The organism is Adlercreutzia agrestimuris, from assembly GCF_943193125.1.
In the GTDB taxonomy this organism is placed as follows: domain Bacteria; phylum Actinomycetota; class Coriobacteriia; order Coriobacteriales; family Eggerthellaceae; genus Xiamenia; species Xiamenia agrestimuris.
In genome coordinates this window covers 218,425-237,272 of sequence record NZ_CALPCX010000004.1, presented here as the reverse complement: position 1 = coordinate 237,272, position 18,848 = coordinate 218,425, and the positions used below count along the sequence as shown (strand labels likewise).

The 18,848-nt window shown below is 48.7% G+C and carries 17 protein-coding genes; all 17 read right to left on the bottom strand.

Going from position 1 to position 18,848, the window contains the following annotated elements; translation table 11 throughout:
- Positions 1-27 precede the first annotated feature (27 nt).
- Complete coding sequence (locus tag NFR28_RS07910; RefSeq protein ID WP_251179267.1) at positions 28-282, bottom strand: YggT family protein; 255 nt, start codon at positions 280-282, stop codon at positions 28-30.
- Entirely contained in the window at positions 276-1,136 is an 861-nt protein-coding gene (gene proC, locus NFR28_RS07905) for a pyrroline-5-carboxylate reductase (RefSeq protein WP_251179266.1), read from the bottom strand. The genes NFR28_RS07910 and proC overlap by 7 nt, the downstream gene beginning before the upstream one ends.
- Positions 1,136-2,032, bottom strand: a complete 897-nt coding sequence (locus NFR28_RS07900; RefSeq protein ID WP_251179265.1) for a cell division protein SepF — start codon at positions 2,030-2,032, stop codon at positions 1,136-1,138. The genes proC and NFR28_RS07900 overlap by 1 nt, the downstream gene beginning before the upstream one ends.
- A 113-nt stretch (positions 2,033-2,145) precedes the next feature.
- Entirely contained in the window at positions 2,146-2,853 is a 708-nt protein-coding gene (locus tag NFR28_RS07895) for a YggS family pyridoxal phosphate-dependent enzyme (protein WP_251179264.1), read from the bottom strand.
- Position 2,854: 1 nt separating this feature from the next.
- A complete protein-coding gene (locus tag NFR28_RS07890; protein WP_251179263.1) occupies positions 2,855-3,703 on the bottom strand; it encodes a purine nucleoside phosphorylase YfiH/LACC1 family protein in 849 nt (282 codons plus the stop codon).
- Between the two features lie 24 nt (positions 3,704-3,727).
- On the bottom strand, positions 3,728-4,852 hold the full coding sequence (gene ftsZ, locus NFR28_RS07885; RefSeq protein ID WP_251179262.1) for a cell division protein FtsZ: 1,125 nt from the start codon (positions 4,850-4,852) through the stop codon (positions 3,728-3,730).
- 201 nt (positions 4,853-5,053) lie between these two features.
- Complete coding sequence (locus NFR28_RS07880) at positions 5,054-6,184, bottom strand: cell division protein FtsQ/DivIB (RefSeq protein ID WP_251179261.1); 1,131 nt, start codon at positions 6,182-6,184, stop codon at positions 5,054-5,056.
- Positions 6,138-7,067 carry a UDP-N-acetylmuramate dehydrogenase gene (gene murB, locus NFR28_RS07875; protein WP_251179260.1) on the bottom strand — a complete coding sequence of 310 codons (930 nt, stop codon included), beginning with the start codon at positions 7,065-7,067 and terminating at the stop codon, positions 6,138-6,140. Before murB ends, NFR28_RS07880 begins: the two co-directional genes overlap by 47 nt.
- 6 nt (positions 7,068-7,073) lie before the next feature.
- On the bottom strand, positions 7,074-8,489 hold the full coding sequence (gene murC / locus NFR28_RS07870; RefSeq protein WP_275556981.1) for a UDP-N-acetylmuramate--L-alanine ligase: 1,416 nt from the start codon (positions 8,487-8,489) through the stop codon (positions 7,074-7,076).
- Positions 8,490-8,553: 64 nt separating this feature from the next.
- Positions 8,554-9,651, bottom strand: a complete 1,098-nt coding sequence (murG, locus tag NFR28_RS07865; protein WP_251179259.1) for an undecaprenyldiphospho-muramoylpentapeptide beta-N-acetylglucosaminyltransferase — start codon at positions 9,649-9,651, stop codon at positions 8,554-8,556.
- A 5-nt stretch (positions 9,652-9,656) separates the two neighbouring features.
- Positions 9,657-11,003 (bottom strand): FtsW/RodA/SpoVE family cell cycle protein, encoded by a 1,347-nt coding sequence (locus NFR28_RS07860; protein ID WP_251179258.1) that lies wholly within the window; start codon positions 11,001-11,003, stop codon positions 9,657-9,659.
- 15 nt (positions 11,004-11,018) lie between these two features.
- Positions 11,019-12,521 carry a UDP-N-acetylmuramoyl-L-alanine--D-glutamate ligase gene (gene murD, locus NFR28_RS07855; protein ID WP_251179257.1) on the bottom strand — a complete coding sequence of 501 codons (1,503 nt, stop codon included), beginning with the start codon at positions 12,519-12,521 and terminating at the stop codon, positions 11,019-11,021.
- Between the two features lie 17 nt (positions 12,522-12,538).
- Positions 12,539-13,585, bottom strand: a complete 1,047-nt coding sequence (gene mraY, locus NFR28_RS07850; protein WP_251179256.1) for a phospho-N-acetylmuramoyl-pentapeptide-transferase — start codon at positions 13,583-13,585, stop codon at positions 12,539-12,541.
- Positions 13,585-15,087, bottom strand: coding sequence for a UDP-N-acetylmuramoyl-tripeptide--D-alanyl-D-alanine ligase (locus tag NFR28_RS07845; RefSeq protein WP_251179255.1), 1,503 nt, complete (start codon positions 15,085-15,087; stop codon positions 13,585-13,587). Before NFR28_RS07845 ends, mraY begins: the two co-directional genes overlap by 1 nt.
- A gap of 22 nt (positions 15,088-15,109) precedes the next feature.
- Positions 15,110-16,591, bottom strand: coding sequence for a UDP-N-acetylmuramoyl-L-alanyl-D-glutamate--2,6-diaminopimelate ligase (locus NFR28_RS07840; RefSeq protein ID WP_251179254.1), 1,482 nt, complete (start codon positions 16,589-16,591; stop codon positions 15,110-15,112).
- A gap of 7 nt (positions 16,592-16,598) precedes the next feature.
- Positions 16,599-18,317: a peptidoglycan D,D-transpeptidase FtsI family protein gene (locus NFR28_RS07835; protein WP_251179253.1), complete on the bottom strand. Its 1,719-nt coding sequence runs from the start codon at positions 18,315-18,317 to the stop codon at positions 16,599-16,601.
- 3 nt (positions 18,318-18,320) lie between these two features.
- Positions 18,321-18,803, bottom strand: coding sequence for a cell division protein FtsL (locus tag NFR28_RS07830; RefSeq protein WP_251179252.1), 483 nt, complete (start codon positions 18,801-18,803; stop codon positions 18,321-18,323).
- Between the last annotated feature and the right edge of the window lie 45 nt (positions 18,804-18,848).

The following is an 18,848-nucleotide window of genomic DNA, read 5'->3' as shown; positions in this document are numbered from 1 at the left end:
TAACTCAACGTGGCCGTTTCTCAATACTTATAGTAAGTTTACCAGCAAATGCGAACCAAATTGTAGTACAAGCAGCGCAATAATGGGCGTAACATCCACCATACCTCCAAGTGGAGGCACTAATTTCTTAAAAAGATTAAGATACGGATCACACAATCGCGACAAAACGCGATTTATATCCGCTAAAAGCCCGCGATCAGTAGGCACCCAAGAAAGCAAGACATAGACAAAGATAATCATGCTATAGGCATCAGCGAGCGAAATAATTAAACGACCTAACATGCAGATAGCTCCTTTGAGCGTTGAGCGGCAGCACGAATGCCCGCTTCAAATACGCGACTAAAACCAGCGTCATACATTGCATCCAATGCAGCAAGCGTTGTTCCACCTGGCGAACAAACAGCAACGCGGCACGTTTTTGGATCCTGTCCCGTCTCAAGCATGAGCGAAGCAGTACCAAACACCGTTTGCAAAGCTAAATCCTCTGCTACCTGTGCGTCTAAACCAAGCTCAATCCCCGCGTCGCGCATAGCTTCAACCATAGCTGCAACGTATGCTGGACCAGATCCGCTCACTGCACATACTGCGTCCATGTCAGCTTCATCTACGATACACGCAACGCCAAGAGCGCCAAATAAATCCTTAACCGCAACTACCTCTTTGTGCGTTGCATGGCTGCCGCCGCATACTCCAGATGCTCCTTTTCCGACCATAAGTGGAGTATTAGGCATCACGCGAACAAGATGAGCACCAGCTGGCAGCGCTTGCTCTAAACGCTCGGTTGTCAAACCTGCTGCAATAGAGACGAAAAGCGCACGAGCAAACTCTGGCTTGTCTTGGATAGTTGCTAGCATATCCATCATAACTTGTGGCTTTACTGACAAAAGCACAAGATCAGCCTCTTGAGAAACTTCACGCGCATCAGCAACACACTGAACATGGTATTTCTCTTGCAGAAAACACCTGCGGTCTTCGCCGGGATCCACCACAACAAAGCTCTCAGGAACAAGTGCTGAAAGCATTCCTTCAGATTGCGAAAGCCATCCGCTCAGAATTGCCTCTCCCATTTTGCCGCCACCAATAATAACAATGCGCGGCGAGCGACCTTCTGATTGTGCGATCACTGATGCTTCCATTAGAGAACACCTTGATTTCTCAACGAAGTCAACTCAGCTTGCGAAAGTGCCGCACCACGGCTGATGGCAAACACCTTATCAGCTATACACTCAACACTTGCATCCAGCGCACTTGATACACCAAACGAGAAGTCCAAGATTCGTTTTGCTAAGGTATCGGGCGTGTTGCGAAGTGCAAGCACCACAACATCTCCTGCTTTAAGCGCCTTAGACACGCGCTCTGCCTCAGCATAGCTTGCTGGCTTAATAATAGTCAGTGATCGTGTTGGTGTGTGCTTCCCTGTAACCGAACCAGCATATGCGTCATATGGGTCATATGAACGTGACTCCGAGGTGCGCGCAGAAGAAGCGCTTCCGTCTGTAGTTGGAGAGAACAGCGAATTGAGCCCCTCAGAGCGCTCCTGTGCTAAAGCACCCGCGCTTGCAGCTTGCGTAGTGCTTGCATTCTGTGCTCCGCTTGCCTGAGCTTGCGCACGCGCATTAGGAGTGCCCGCATGCGCAGAGACCGCTGGATCCACCATGGTGCGTTCAGCTTGATAGCGCGAAGACGATGCGCTGCTCACATGACGCGGCGGGAGCGGATCGCGATTAAGGCTCTCAGGAATTTGCGTACGGGCACGCACATCATCAATTGAAACCAAGCGCGGAGAAGAAGCCTCTCGGCGTGGCGCTGCATGAGCAGGGCGAATTGAGGGGTTTGAATAGCGATCATAGCTCTCGCGAACAGAGCTTCGGCTCCGATAACTATCATCTGCTTGATAGCTCGGGCCATACTCATCAAATTCTTCATAACCTTCGCCATATTCATCGTCGGAAGCGTCGTCAAAGTATTGCTCTTCAACAACGTCCTCTTCGGCTTCAGCAAAACCTAGTTTAGATTTCAATCCGTCGAACATACCGTGCTCCGATTTCTCTTATCGCGGCAACTCCATAAAGATTACCTACTCCATTTTTTTCCGACACTTATAGTGCCGCTGCATTTTTGGTCTTTAGAAGCAAACAACACCGCTTAATGTATATCAAGCGGTTCGTTGAAATCCTCAGCGAACAACGCACGACCGATGCGTACTATGGTAGCGCCTTGCGCCACTGCTTCGCGCCAATCCTCACTCATACCCATAGAAAGTTCATTGAAACACTCCGCTTTTGCGGGCTCCATGCCCACTTTGAGCTCTTCTGCTAGCTGAGCAAGCTTTGCAAAACAATTACGTGCTTCATCAGCATTTCCCTGAGGCGCCATAGTCATAAGCCCGCGGACACGCACATGCGCATACTGAGAGCACACGTCAAGCATGGAAGCCACTTCGTCAGGGGCAAGACCGCTTTTGCTCTCCTCGCCTGACACATTAACCTCAAGCAATACCTCTTGCACTTTTCCAAGTGCTGATGCGGCAGCGTCAAATTTCGCAACATGGTGAGGTTGATAAAGCGAATGCACCAACGACGCATTACAGACAATCTCTTCAATCTTGCGCGATTGGATGTTGCCAATAAAATGCCATGTTTGCTCTGGCAGTGCGCAAGCCTTTTGCGCAAGCATATCGGGTCGGTTTTCGCCAAAATTATGCGCACCCGCAGCTACAGCTGCTTCAATTTCTGGCAATCCTACTGTTTTTGAGACCGCTACCACACACACCGCATGGGGGTCTCGTCCGTGCGCTAGACAAATTGCTTCACACTCTGCTTTAACCGCATCATAGCGCTCACGAAAAGACACTTTATGACTCCTTCTTGTATGCAATGGCACCATGTCTACCGCATACGCCGTCTTCAGCACGATAGGAATAAAACGCATCAACGTGTTCTTTTGTGCATAGACCAGCATCCACGATTCGCGCGGGATCTGCACCAGCCTCAATCAGGCTGATTCTCAGTGCCTCAGTTAGGTTAACATGACGATCATCGGGTGTGCACGAAAGCGTAAATGTGTCAGCAAATTGATGGGCAAGATCTTCGCTCGTCTCAAAACATGATGCACAAATATGCGGTCCGATATAGATATTGCATGCACGAAGATAGTGCGCATCATGCGGATTATCGCTTGTTTGCAGAAGCTGCAAAAGCGCTTTCGGAGCGATATGCGCCATAACACCACGCCAACCAGCATGAACGACCGCAAAGTGCCCATCAGGTGCAACGATAATGACCGGCACGCAATCAGCAAAGCACAAGAGTGCGCTTACTCCAGAACAGGTCACTATCAAGCCGTCCGCTCCCGCACAAGCACGCTCTTGCGCATACTCAAAAGCAGCAGGAGCCGATGAATTAATCTCAACCAATTCTGATCCGTGAACTTGGTCTGGAACCACAACGCGTTCAGCAGGTGCACCGATTGCCTCTAATACAGAGGCACGATTTTGAGCGACCGATACTGGGTCGTCCCCCACATGTGTTCCCAAATTCAACGACTCATACGGCGCCGCACTCACCCCACCATTGCGCGTCGTAAAGGCAATACGCACACCAATTTGGTCCCAAAGCTCATCATCAGTAAGCAGGGTAAGACAACGCGCGCCAAAAAGGCGCGCGCGCAGTATTGGATACGGTAGCTGTTGTGTCACAGCCATGCGTTAAATTCACCCCAAAGGTACTTAGCGCTGCTGGCGCTTCAAGAAATCCGGGATGTAGTCCTCATCATCAAAGCGACCGGTAGTCTTTGTCATATCCGGACGAGACACCCCTGGGTTGACGGGTGGCTGATCTTGCAAGCTATTAAAAAGGCCTTCGCCAGTGAGTTTGTTCGGGCTAATTACTGAACGCGGCTGCGTCATCTTAAAGCCAGTAGCAATAACGGTGATGCGAACTGCATCGCCCATTTCTTCATCAATGATCTGACCATAGATGATATTGGCATTCTCATCAGCGCACGCCTCAACGGTGCGAGCTGCTTCGTCAACTTCAGTAAGCGTCAGATCAGGACCACCCGCAATTGAGAAAAGCACGCGAGATGCGCCCGCAATTGAAGCTTCCAGCAAGTTGGAATTAGTAGCTTGCTGAGCTGCATCCAAAGCGCGGTTTTCACCCGAGGAAAGACCGATACCCATCATTGCGGTACCGGCGTCTTTCATAACGGTACGAATGTCTGCAAAGTCAAGGTTAATGATACCCGGAATGGTAATCAGGTCAGTAACACCCTGAATGCCTTGACGCAACGTATCATCAGCAATGCGGAATGCGTCCAACATGCTTGTCTTCTTGTCAACAATCTCAAGCAAGCGATCATTCGGAATCACGATGAGCGTGTCAACTTTTTGAGAAAGAAGATCAATGCCCTGCTCAGCCTGATTGCGACGCGTACGGCCCTCAAACGAGAACGGCTTGGTGACAATACCCACTGTCAAAGCACCAATTTCCTCGCGAGCAATTTCAGCAATGATTGGAGCAGCACCAGTACCTGTGCCGCCACCTTCACCTGCGGTTACAAAAACCATATCTGCTTCAGCAAGCGCTTCGCGAATCTCATTGCGGCTCTCTTCGGCTGCCTGGCAACCCACCTCAGGGTTTGCTCCTGCGCCAAGACCGCGCGTCAACTCTTCGCCGATGTGGATGGTACGATCGGCGTCTGACATAAGAAGTGCCTGACGATCAGTGTTAATGGCGATAAACTCAACGCCTTTAACGCCGGCTTCAACCATGCGATTTACAGCATTAGTGCCGCCACCGCCAACGCCGACGACCTTAATAACCGCCAAGTCTTCCCCAATGTTTTTTGGCATCGTTTCCTCCACACCTGCTACGTTTCTACAGCTTGACACTGCGTAAGTTATCTACACATAGATAAATATTGTACACGAACACATACGCAATGCCAACGTAATAAACCACAATGACAAGCAGTTTCACATATCTGCCAAACGGTACAAAAGATTTGGCGAAATGTGTAGCTCAATGCGACAACAATAAGCCGCACTTTATTTTTAAAGCGCACGCCATGTTGGGCGATCAACGGTGCGAACGTTGATATAAGCAACTCCATCAGGATGCTTATCCATAATCTCAAGGCAAACGCGCTCTTTTTCGCGAATATTTTCAGCAGTACCAAAGACAATATCAGGACCATCTTTGATAGTAAGCGTTGTAGATTCTGGGTCGGTTGCCTTAACTGAGGTTACACGATCAGCAAGTTCAGTAGTCAGACCATCTACCACCGCAAGCGCATTATTCACATTCGCGTCAGAGCAGTATTGCCCCACTTCAGCCTCGGTTCCATAAGGAACATCAATGATATGAAGCGTTTCTTCGACATCCTTGTAAATAGTCGAAGAGGTGCGCGCAGCCGCTTCGGTGCCCGCTTTTGGAATAGGCATTAACCACATACCATCAGAGGCAATAGCCCAAGCTTGCGTGCTTTTTGCGTCTTGAGTAGGCACTTCTACAATAGCGGCAACACTGCGTTCAGTTACTGATATCTCAAGGGTGTTGGGAAAGATGCGATTCACGCTCACATCTTCTACCCAAGCATCTCGCAAGAGCGAGTTTTTTATACCAGCGGCATCTACGCGCAGAAGTGTTGTTCCAACTGGAACACCCGCAAGCGCTTGCATCTCTTCGGTGGTAAGGTGTTCAACGCCTTTGATGTTTACTTCTTCAATCGTAAACAAACTGGAGTTATATACCGCCACACCACCTATGGCAAGTGCACTAACAAGCGCAGCAATGACTCCCAAAAAGACCAAATAGCGGCGATAACGACGCTTCACACGAGCGGTTCGTTTAGTGCGCTCAATGTCTCCGATACGCACCGAACTCACCTGAGGCGTACGCGACGTATTTATATTTCGTGTTGTACGAGACGGCTGCCCGGCACCAAACGATCGAGAGTTTTTCGCCATGGCTGCAGGTTGAATAATTCGCGAAGAACGGCCTGCAGTTTGCCCCATACGCGAGTTTGAGCGCGCTTTTGTTGCACGCGCAGAAGAGGTGCGCGGAGCACTTCTTGTCGGTTTGGTTTTTGTTGCGCGCGCAGCTTTTTGCTTGGGTGCGCGCGTAGCTTTAGGTTGCTTACGCGAACCCAAGGAAGCGGACTTCCGGTTTAAGCTTGACGCCATAACACTCAAACACCTTCGCTTGCACAATCTCAATAAGCGTTACCACGTCATGCGCCGTGGCTTTGCCCTCATTCACAATAAAATTTGCGTGCATATCAGATACACATGCACCACCAACACTCAATCCCTTGCAACCAGCATCTTCAATAAGTTTGCCAGCAGACATATCCGGAGGATTGATAAACATTGATCCGCATGACGCGACAGAAAGAGGTTGGGTTTTGCGCCTGCGCGCTCTAAATCCTTCCATCTTGCCACGAATATAAAAGGGATCAGCTGGTGTGGCTCTCAGCTCACATTCAACTATAATTTCACCCGGCTCAAAAGAACTCTTGCGATATCCCCACAAAAGCTCATCTTTATCTAATCTAACAAGCTCTTGCTGCTTAGTAAGAATAGTAACTGACTCCACCTGAGTTCCAATGCACTCACTTGATGTGCCAGCATTCATACTAAGCGCACCACCAACAGATCCCGGTGTATCAACCAAAAACTCAAGACCGGCAAGGCATCGACGAAAACTCTCTTGCACCAAAAGAGACAGAAGAACGCCACCACCTGCATAAAAACGCTGCGTATCTTCGTCATAGCGAAAATTCGCAAAATCGTTGCTCAAGGTGATAACAACACCTTCATAGCCTGCATCTGCCACAAGCAAATTTGACCCACGTCCGGCCACATACCAAGGAATACCCGATTCAGCGCAGGCTGCAAGCAGACGCTTAAGCGACCCTAAAGAACCTACGCGCGCATAATAGCGCGCAGGACCGCCTATGCGAAATGAGGTGTGCTTAGCCATAAGCTCATCAAGTAATATTTCACCTTTAAACTGCGGATCTACCAGAAGCGCGTCAAAAGCTGTTTGTGCGTGTCGTGCACACATAAGCTACTAGCCTATCACCGACGAGCTACGCCTTTTAAGCGCATCTAAAAGCTCGGGACCGATAGCAGTCACATCCCCTGCGCCCATCGTGATAATAAGATCACCTGGTTTGAGCACATCCATTAAATGCGGTACAACCTCTATGCGACGCGGAACATAATCTGCATGCGGATGATCTGGATTATCAAGCACGACCTGCAAAAATGTCTTACCCGACACACCGGGTACCGGAGCCTCACCAGCCGGATAAACATCCATGAAAGTAACGGCGTCTGCTTTGTTGAAAGCTTCGCCAAATTCATCATGAAGCACCTCGGTAAAAAGTGGTGCGCGCGAATAACGATGCGGTTGGAAAAGCACATGCACCTGGTTGTATCCCAGCTGTGAGGCAGCCTCTATTGTGGCAGCAATTTCGGTTGGATGATGCGCGTAATCATCAACAATGGTAATGTCGTTTTCAATACCAACCAAGTCAAAGCGGCGTTTCACGCCAGCAAATTCACTCATTGCAGCTGCTGCTTTATGCGGATCATAGCCAAGCGCCCATAAAAGCGTCAGCACGCCAGCAGCATTTTGTACATTGTGCCTACCAGGATTTTGCGTCACTCGCGCTTGGACAACCTGGCCATCAGGTAACTCTAGGGTAAACGTTGACCCAACACCCTGCGGCTCATATGACAAAATGCGCGCATTTGCTTGGGGTGCAAAACCGTAGGTGAAATATTGACGCTGAGCGTTTTTGACGACATCAACCAAGGCAGCATCGTCAGCACATGCAATTACGAGACCTCCGTCGCGAGGTACAGAACCCACAAATGCGGCAAACTTCTCATAGATCTCATCTAAGTCTTTATAGTGATCCAAATGATCAGCCTCAATGTTTGTCACCAAGACCGCTTGGGGATGAATATGCATAAAAGACTTATCGGATTCATCAGCTTCAACTACATAGTATGCGCCTGCACCCGAATGAGCATTAGTGCCATATGCACGAACAATACCACCAATCAAAAACGTTGGATCTTCACCCATCGTGTCAAGAACAGTTGCAAGCATTGATGAAGTGGTTGTTTTACCATGCGTTCCTGCAACTGCCAACGTCTTAAGGTTCTGGCCTAAATGCGCAAGCATCTGAGCACGGTGCCAGATAGTCAATCCGCGTTTGCGCGCTTCAATAAGCTCTGGGTTGTTTTCTAAAATTGCCGTCGACACAACGACAACCGGGTCACCTTCGGGCACATGCGACGCATCATGACCAATAAAAACTTCAATACCTGCATCACGCAACTGTTGAGTATAGCGGCTCTCGCGAAGGTCTGAACCACTCACCTTCATGCCTTGATCATGCGCCACACGAGCAATACCGCTCATGCCAACGCCACCCACTCCAATAAAATGTATCTGTTCTAGAGGCTTATCCACGCTGCCAACTTTCACATCTCTTTTATTACACAAAGCTTAATTGTAGCGCAAACAATCACAGGGGTTATCTTTGCGCAACATTCATTACGATATCAGCAAGACGCTCGGCTGCTTCCATAGTTTTACGCTGACCCGCTGCTTCTTGCATGCTTTGACGCTGCTCAGCTGACTCAATCAATTCACAGAGTGTCTGGGCAAATTGTTCTGATTCGACATCAGCATCTGCAATCATTTTTGCAGCACCTGCCTCTACACACGCTTGAGCATTCATAGTTTGATGGTCTTCGGTTGCATAAGGAAAAGGAACCAACAAAGCTGGAAGTGCACGCGCTGAGATTTCAGCAAGCGAGGTTGCACCAGCACGCGAAACAATCAGATCGGCTGCAGCCATGGCATCACCCATATGGTCGGTATAGCCCAAAAGCTGCCAACGAGCTTGCTCATCAGGTGTTAAGCTGAGCGCTTCTTTAACACTATCAAGCTCTTTTGGTCCGGTAATGTGCACAATGTAAAGATTTTCATATGCCAAAAGCGTATCTTTGAGATGAGCAAGCGCACTATTAATATGGCGCGCCCCCAATGATCCGCCAGTTATCAGCAACATAAGCGCATCTTCAGGAATAGAAAAATGTGCACGTCCCGACTCACGCGTGGCATCAAACACCTGCGCACGAACAGGATTTCCTGTTATATGCATCTTTGTTTTGTCAGCAAGCGCTTGCCCCGCATGCTCATAAGTCAAACAAACCGCCTGCGCGCGTTTAGCTAAATACGCATTAGCCATACCCATAACCGAATTTTGTTCGTGCACTACAACCGGTATATTCATCTGTTCAGCAGCACGTGCTACCGGAATGCATACATAACCGCCAAAACCAACTACTGCATCAGGCTGTATCTGATTAAACCATGCACGAGCTGCTTTGGTTGACTTCTGGATCTTCGCAAGTGATTTTGGAAGAGTAAGCGGATGATTGCGATTAAACCCACCCGCCTCAAAACCTTTAAACTCCAAGCCCGCTTCAGGCACCAAACGCGCTTCAATACCACCAGGCGTACCTGCATACATCACATCTACACCTCGACTGATCAGTACTTCGGCTAAAGCAAGTGCAGGATTAATATGACCGGCGGTACCACCACCAGAAAGAACAATAAGCATAGCTTTTACCTCCTTGAGCGCCTTTGTCGAGACGACCTTGTTTGGCCATGCGTGCGCGATGGGTGCGATTGTGTTGCATGCGAACGCGATGAATAGGGAGCATTTGATAGCGAAGCACGCGAAGTGCTTCTATTCGTGGACGCAGACCTTTTTTGGGAATTATGTGTTTTGACAATGCGCAAATCTGCCCTGCGTTGCTCATAAACGCTCGGTTGCAAGTCTGCACCGCGCGCAACTGACAGAATCAAACCAATCAAAATAAACGTTGCAATAAGGGAAGAACCACCCGACGACAAAAAAGGAAGTGGCTTTCCTGTTGTGGGCAACATACCAAGGACGCATCCAATATTCAAAAACGCTTGCGCCACCAACATGATGCCGCAACCTCCAGCAATCATGAGGCCAAACATATCTGGAGCCATACGAGCAATGCGAAGAGAAGCCCAAAGTATCCCCATAAACAGAGCCACAACTACCATGGCACCAACGAGACCAAGCTCTTCGCCAACTACAGCAAAAATAAAGTCAGTCTCAGCTTCGGGAAGATACAGGTACTTTTCGCGCGAATTGCCCAGACCAACCCCAAAAAGGCCACCTTCGGCAAAAGCGTAAAACGAATGGATGAGCTGAAAGCCGTTCCCATAGCCTTCTTCCCCATCATCCCAAGGATTCATAAAGAGCATGCGATCGGAACGATATCCTGTACCAAAGACTGCAATAAGCCCAAAAACGAAAAAGACTACAAGCACGCCGACAAGAATGCGCTTAGGTACCTCGCCCAACCATGCAACAGCAACCAAGCCAACAAAACAAATAAGTGTTGTGCCAAGGTCAGATTGCGTCACATACATAAAGCCTATAGGTGCTACCACGCAGCAAAAGAGCTGAATAAAAAACGCTTGAGTGCTCATTGATCCTGACTGATAGTCATAGAGCATACGCGCAAACATCAACAAGACGGTAATCTTGAAAAACTCAGAAGGCTGCAAACTAATAAAGCCCAAAGATAACCAGCGTGTAGCACCTAATGCACGCGATCCACTCACGGCCACCATTAATAACAAACCAACGGAGACCGCCCAAATAATCCATACGAATATGCCGCCCCATGCGTTATAGGGAATAAAACGCCAAAGAATTACCAGGGCAATCACGCCCAATACGGTGAACTTAAGCTGATCAAGTACGTAAGACGCAGCGTTTTCACCCTCTGATAACGCAGAAGGAGAACCAGCGGAATAGATCATCACAAGGCCAAGAAGCGTAAGTGCAAGCACGCACAAAAGCAGCACAGCCTGTGCTACGCGCGTATCTGCGCGCCCGGATGTAGTGCTGGCAAACCATGCTGGCATCTGCTCTTGTCCTTACTATTTCGATGAGATGCACGCCGCAGAAACAAGTGCCTTAAATGCATCTCCACGCTCTTCAAAACAACTGAATTCATCAAATGAGGCACACGCAGGCGACAACAATAGCACGTCTCCCGGGAGTGCTTGCGAAAGCGCACATTCAAAGGCGTCTTGCAAGTGATGAGCTTGCAGCAAAGCAAAGGCACTACCAGAATTGTCTTCACTTTGAGCATCGTGTGCAAAAGCTTCAAAAAAGCGCTGTCCGGATTCACCGTAGCAAACTGCACAGACGCACGTTTTCGTGACAGCGCTCACCAATTCATCTAAGTCGGTCATCTTATCACGGCCGCCCAAAAGCACGGTCACTCGTTTACCGGGAAATGACTCAAGCGCTTTGAGCGTGGCATCAACATTTGTTGCCTTAGAGTCGTTGTAGCAAGCCACACCTCTCACAACACCACATGGTTCAATGCGATGTTCAAGCGGGGCAAAGCTTGCCAAACCACGCGCAACCGTTGCCGTATCAACACCCAACGCAAGTACAGCAGATGCTGCCATAAGCGCATTTGCCACATTATGCTCACCGAGAATCTGCAGATCAGCAGCAGAGAGGAGTTCATGCTCAACGCCATCTATGGCAACAGTCAACGTGCCGTCAGCTGAAACATAAGCTGCGTTTTCGCTTCCGCACTTTGCACGCATGTCAGAGTGATATCCACAACTTGTCCCCACTGGCACATACGAAAAACCGCGATCTTCATCGTTGAGCTTGCGCAACATGCGCACACGGCCGCGGACAATATCGTTGGTGGCATCTAGGATGGCGAATGCATTCGGGGTGTCTTTTAAATGTTCAAAGAGTTTGAATTTGGCTGCTTGATATACCTCATAACTACCATGCCAAATCAAGTGATCAGGAGTGATGCCCAACAACACTGCTACACGGGGTGCAAAGCGTATCGTTGAAGCTAATTGATATGATGACACCTCTGCCACATAGATATCAGTTTGCTTTGCAGCAACCGCATCAAGACAAGTATCCCCAATATTGCCGACCGCTGAAGCCCTAAAGCCTGCTACTTGCAGTATATGGGCAACAAGCGACGTAACGGTTGTCTTCCCGTTGGTACCGCTAATTGCAATCCATACGCTATCAGAAGCACTCTCTCGCCATGCAAACTCAACTTCGCTCATCATTTCATCGCAGAGTGCTAAAGCCCGCTGATACAAGTCACTAAACTGCGAAATACCTGGACTTACAATGCAAAGGGAAAAAGGTGCGGATGAAGCAAATAATTCAAGAGCCTCATCGCCAAAAGCCACTTTGGCACCACTTGCTTCAAGTTCGCGCGCAAATGCCTGCGCAGCCTCATTTGGTGCACCTGCCGCAACATACAACTCACTTACGCGACTGCCGAGTAAATCAGCACAATAACGCGCTGCAGCCTGACCGCTTTTGCCTAATCCTAAAATGAGAACGCGCCCAAGAGATTGGGGCGCGCATATGCGTGTTGTTGTCATAACACCACCACTCATCCCTACACCGCCCCAAAAAGCGTTTGAGCGAAATAGATCGTAAAGCCGAGCGCCGCTAATACACCCGAGATAATCCAAAAGCGAACAACTACCTTTGTCTCAGACCATCCCTTTTTCTCAAAGTGATGATGAAGCGGTGCCATAAGAAAAATACGTTTCTTTGTTTTCTTATAATAGAAAACCTGAATCATGACTGAAAGTGCTTCAGCTACAAACAAGCCGCCAATGATCAGGACTAAAAACTCAGTCTTCGTAAGAACCGATAAGCACCCGAGCGCCATACCAAGCGCAAGAGAACCTGTGTCGCCCATAAAAATGTCTGCAGGAAATGAGTTGTACCACAAAAAGCCCACGCATGCGCCTGCAAGCGCTGCCGCAAAAACTGCTGGACCAAACATATCTGAGCGATAAGCGATGGCTGCCATTACTATCATAACGATCATAACCGTACCCGCAGCAAGACCATCTAATCCGTCAGTTAGGTTTACGGCGTTACACATACCCACAAGCAAAATGTCTACAAAAAGCAAGTACAACCACGGAATTGCAATGCCGTCACCAAGAGGGATAACAGTAGTAAATATTCCCAGGTCAAGTAAGCAGATAAAGGGAATATCAACCGTCGGCGCCACCCCGAGCCAGTTCACCGCAACCAAGCAAAATATGGTTGCAATTGCAAATTGTCCAACCAGTTTTGCTTTGGGCGTTAGGCCCAGCGAACGCTCTTTAATAACTTTTGATGCGTCATCAACAAGACCCAAAATACCCGTTAAAACGGTAGCGCCTAACAAGACATAGATATTTGGCGAATATTTACCGATCACCAATGCAACCACAAGAACAGCGACAAGCATAATGACGCCACCCATAGTTGGCGTGCCCTGCTTCACCAAATGAGACTCAGGACCATCAGCTCTTACTTGCTGACCAATATGACTTGAACGTAAAAACTTAATCCAGAAAGGCATCAGTGCGATAGTTAAAACCACCGCAGCCACTACTGCCACAAACACCAAAAAGGTTGGATATTGAGCAACATTATCTAACATTAGTTGATCAACCCTTCAACCACTCGTTCCAAACCCATAAAGTGCGATGCTTTAACCAGCACCGCATCTCCTGATTCTACCCAAGAATCAAGATCACCTAATACTTCTGATAGCGAATTGGCACGTATGATCTTGCGCTCATCGGCACCTGCATCAAGCGCACCATCGGCAATATCTTGCGCCAGTTCACCTACGCAGATGACGCGATCAAGCGCAAGCGTAGCCAAATATTCGCCAATACCACGATGGCACGCCTTTGCAAAAGATCCAAGCTCTCCCATGTCTCCTAACACTGCTACCTTGCGCCCGGCTACATTCATGGCACTAAAAGTTGCAAGAGATGCACGCATGGAATCGGGATTTGCATTATAAGCATCATTGATGACGCTAAAGCCGCCACGTGCTTGGAGTACCTCTTGGCGCCCAACTTCAGGCTGTGCACCACGAAGCGCAAGTGCGCATGCCTCAAGAGACATGCCAGCAAACTTACCAACTGCAACAGCGGCGCACGCATTTGAAACATTGTGTACGCCACGCAGAATCAATTTACAAGGCACTCGCTCTTCTAGAGGGGAAATGGTTCCATTTTCTTTGTGCTGAAAACCACTGGCACACAACATAAACTCAGGGTGCCCCTGATCATCAAGTTTTATCTCTTCGGCCCATACTGCGGGAAACTGCTGTTCGGTGCGCGAGAGTTGTTCACGATGAACAAGCGCATCTTCTGAACCGTCAAAAAATACCGTTGTAATCTGACGTGCGTCTAAATGAGCATGTTCCCGTACAAATGAAGCATATTCATCTTGCAGATTAACAAACGCTGCGCCTCTTCCTTCGGGAAGTGCGCATAAAAGCTCAGCCTTGGCACGCGCTATGTTATCTCGGCTTCCAAGAAGCTCAATATGGCTTTCGCCTACGTTAACTAACAATCCCCAGTCAGGTCGCACAAAATCACAAAGCTGTGAGATTTGACCTTGACCGCGCATACCCATCTCAACCACGACATATTGCGTATCTGCCTCTGCACGCAATAAAGTATTAGGCACACCAAGCTCATTGTTTTGGTTTCCTTGCGTGGCTACAACAGAATGAACTGAAGCCAATACATCACGCACCAAATTCTTTGTGGTGGTCTTACCCGTCGAGCCAGTTAAGGCAATGATGGTACCTGTGATATGGGTACGCCAAGCTGCTGCAATATCGCTAATGGCATGAGCACTATCGGGCACTTCAATAATTGCTGCGCCCATTTCTTGTGCCAACAGGCGCAACTGATCATCTATAGGCTGCATGACCAGCGCGGCTACCGCACCTTTGCGCAATGCCTGATCAATAAAGTTGTGACCATCTACGCGCTCACCTTGCAAAGCAACATAGATATCACCTTCTAAAACCGTGCGAGAATCCCATGTAAGACCCGTTGCAAGGGTTCGCATGTCAATAGGGTCAACCACACATTGACCGCCGCAACAGGCAACTATTTGCTTAAGATTCAATCGCATTGTTTACTTCTTTCTTTATGCCTTATGCACCAAATCGCTTTATCAGTTCTTCGGCGGCAACTACGCGATCATCAAACGAGAGCACCTGGTCTCCTACGATTTGATAATCTTCATGACCCTTGCCTGCAATCAGAATGGAATCTCCTGGATTTGCAAGAGCAAGCGCACGAGCAATTGCACTCCTGCGATCCGGTTCAACTACGTAATGATCTTGACCTTGCGACATGCCACTGACAATATCATCAATGATGGCAAGCGGGTCTTCTGTGCGCGGGTTGTCAGATGTCACAATTGCCACATCAGCTGCAAGCGCAGAATTTCCCATAATGGGTCTCTTTGACGCATCACGATCTCCGCCGCACCCAAAGACACAAATGGTGCGTCCTGGAGTAAGTTCAATAATGGTTGAAAGCGCATTATCAAGCGCATCAGGTGTATGAGCATAGTCCACAAATACCGCCACGCCTGTCTTATGAGCATCTCCGACTCGTTCCAAGCGGCCAGGAATCTGAGGGGCATCCTCAAGAGCCGCAACAATAGTTTCAACCGAATATCCAAGCTGCAAACCAATGCCAAATGCGCACATAACGTTTTCGACATTAAATTTGCCAACAAGCGGATAATCAAAGCTCACCTGGTTACCGCGCACATCAAGCGTGAGTGCGGTATGAGTGGGAGCATACTCTACTGATACCGGATGAATCTGGGCAGACGGATCAAAACCAGTGGTAACAATGTTGTCTTCAGCCGCCACACAACGGGCTAGCAACTGCTTGCCCCAAGCATCATCGATGCAGATCACGCGCTTGGCGGGATAGTCCTTTGAAAATAGACGTGCTTTAGCCTCAAAATAGGCTTCAAACGTGTGGTGGTAATCAAGATGATCTTGCGTGAGATTTGAAAACGCTGTTACGGCGAAATGCGTCTTCCACGTTCGCTCCAAATCCAAGGCATGCGAGGAAACTTCCATAGCAACCACTTCACAATGCTCATCACGCATCTGAGCAAATGTTCGTTGCAGATCAGGAGACTCAGGTGTTGTATGCTCAGATTTGCATTGCGTGTCGCCAATCCGGATACCTACAGTTCCAATAACGCCCGTGCGCTTTCCAGCAGTTTGAGCGATATGCTCTACCAAATAGGTAGTAGTTGTTTTGCCATTAGTACCGGTAACGCCAACGAGCGAAAACGCCTGTGAAGGATGATCGTAGAAGTTATCAGCACACACCGCCATGGCTTTGCGAGTGTCATTAACAACAACCTCGGTGACATCAGTTGCATCCGCGAGATATACTTTGCGTTCAACGGCCAACACATTAGCGCCTCTATCAATGGCATCTTGGGCGTAGGTGTGACCATCGCTTGTCATGCCAACGATGCAAAAAAATGCGTCTTTTGGCTGCACGCGATCACTTCGATACGCAATACCCTCAACAACCTCATTTGGGTTTCCTAAAACGGTGCCACTCACACCTTCGAATAATTGCTCGCATGTCTTAGCCATGAGTTCCTCACTTATCGGGCGAAATCCTGAAACGATCAATTGCGGTTGTCATTATATCCTTAAATAGAGGGGTAACCGAACTATCGTCAGGAACCTCATTCGCACCCACAAAACATACTAATTGACTTGATGAATTCGCCAAAAAACCCGTAAAGGCCAAATTGTAGACGCCTTCGCGATATCCGCCATTTTCTTCGTCATAAATTTCAGCAGTGGATGTCTTGCCAGCCACATCAAATCCCTCAATTGCAGCACGTTTACCTGTACCATCGGTAACTACCGTTTGCAGCATGCTGGTGATTGTTGGAATTGCAGCTTTATTTGCAATAACGTCTTCGGTGGGATAGTCAACCACTTCACCACTTTGCGGTTTTGACACCAAGAAGTGGGGTGTACACTCAACACCATCATTTACCAGCGCGCCATAAAAACGCGTGATCTGCAGCGGTGTTACCGAAAGGCCCTGGCCAAAGCTAATGTTGTATCCCGTTACACGGCTCCAATTATCAAACGCAGGTAAGTTGCCTAGATACTCGGTGCCCACTTCTCCCTCACCCGGATAATCTACTCCCGTTGTTGAGTGAAGATTGTAGTCAATAATATGATTGTAAAGCTTATCGAATCCCATAGACTCAACCGCAAGCGAAATACCAACATTTGACGATTGATCAAGAATTTGGCGAAGCGTAAATGTTTCATCTCCGCGCTCATGTGCGTCTGAAATTGTGTAACCGTCTGCGGTAATTGAAGCCGGGCAGAACAACTCGTCATCAGGCGACATCGTGTTGGTCTCAAGAAGTGCCATAGTGGACACCGATTTGAAAATTGAACCGGGCTCAAAAAGATCAGTAACACACTTGAGTTTCGTAGCGCCCTCTTCTACTTCACTTCTGTCTGCGGGATTAAAAAGTGGTAATGAAGCTGCAGCATAGATTTCGCCCGAACCGCCATCCATAACGAGCGCGCTTCCGCTTTCAGCATCCAAGTCTTCAATCCCTTGCACCAGGCGCTTTTCAAGAGCTTCTTGAAGTTCAAGGTCAATAGAGATAATGATATCTTGGCCATCCACCGCAGCCACCGACTCATGCACGCCACCAGGAATGGGAGATCCGTCTCGTCCGCGCTCGGCTTCGTAATAGCCTACCTCGCCTGACAAAATATCATCATAGTAAGCTTCAAGACCAGATACACCATAGTAATATTCGCGATTGTTCTCTTCATCTACGCCAATTGAGCACGCTCCAATTATTTGACCCGCAACTTGACCGTGTGGGTACTCACGACGAGATTCTGAAACAAAATAAATGCCATCAAGATCAAGTTCTTTGACCTTGTCAGCAAGTGCTACGTCAGCCTTGCGTTCGATGACAGAATAGTTGGTTTTATTGGCTGTCAAAATAGGAAGAAAGTCTTCCATTTTGCCACCAAGCACGCTTGCAAGCTGAGCTGCCGTAGCGGCCGGATCATCAATTTCAACAGGATTGGCATAAATGGTAGTAGCTTCAACGCTTACCGCTAGCACCGTGCCATTGCGGTCATAAATCGTACCGCGACGAGGTTCAATGGGGAAACTAACCGTGCGAGCCTCTGAAGCCATAGCACTATACTCGGGAGCTTTCACAACAGTAAGGTAGCCCAAGCGCGCAAAAATAAGTAAAGCTATTCCCAAAAAGAAAACAAGCGGCCAGAACGGTCGCGAGCTTCTCTTATCTGTAGAGGCCGCCACGAGTTAGACTCCCCGTTCATGTGCGGCTTCAACGCTTGACGAAAGCGAAAGATTGCCTGCTTGATCGGTCATTACGATATCTTCATCTAAGGTGATAACGCTCGTTGTTTCTGGAGCAACCATCCCGAGCGCTTTGGCTTGATCGCGCACACGAGTAGGGTTAGTAAGTGATCCAAGCGACACCTCAAGCGCAGCACCATTACTGCGTGCATCTTCAATTGAAGCGCTCAGTTTTTGGGACTCCATAGCAGTTGCCGCCGTTGCGCTTGAAAGCGAAAGTCGAACACAAGCAACAACAGTCAGCACCAACAAAACCACAACAGTAAGTTTAAGCGCAAAAGCCGCCGGCGAAGCGGTGGGTACACTTTGGGTACGCGGTGCTTTACCGGGAATCACCTGAAAAGAGGGTTTTGGCATATGTTGACGCGTACGCGCGGGTGCGGTTGCACGAGAGTTGTACAGCGAATATGCTGGCGCTGCGCCCATAGCCGCCTCCTTTCTGTGTTTATGCTTTGTGAGCGGTCGGCTGTT